Below are 423 nucleotides of genomic sequence, written 5' to 3' on the forward strand. Positions count from 1 at the left end.
GATGAGTGTTGACAATTACCGATGTTGTTCTGGATGTTCGAGACGACGCAGCGCGGTTTGGTGATGATGTAGAGTAGTTCGTCGGTGCCCATCCACTTCGGCGTCTCGAAACGGACGGGTTGCGCAAGCTCGTTGATGTAGTCACAGAAGATGTTGCGAATTGTCCCTTCGACCACACTGGTTTCGTCGGCCAGTGCTGTGAAGGTGCGCATCAAGCTCTGCTGCCCGATCCATTTTACCAGCTGCTCGGTCATCATCCGGTTCCCGGCTAGCAGCGCCTGCGAGAAGGTCTTGCCGCAGACTTGGCAGTGTATCCGCTGGGTGTCGGTGTAGATACCCATGCGCTTGCCGTGCATGGGCAAGTCCTTGAACACCTGCGGGTGCCTCATAAGGTCAGACGGTCGGATTGGCAGTGAGGGCAGG

At 56.7% G+C, this 423-nt stretch carries 1 pseudogene; it reads right to left on the reverse strand.

The features are described 5' to 3' along the window. Positions 1-356, reverse strand: a pseudogene (locus SQ11_RS15675) (ISL3 family transposase); the annotation flags it as partial. Positions 357-423: the final 67 nt, after the last annotated feature.

Source organism: Nitrosospira sp. NpAV, from assembly GCF_000832065.1.
Lineage (GTDB): Bacteria > Pseudomonadota > Gammaproteobacteria > Burkholderiales > Nitrosomonadaceae > Nitrosospira.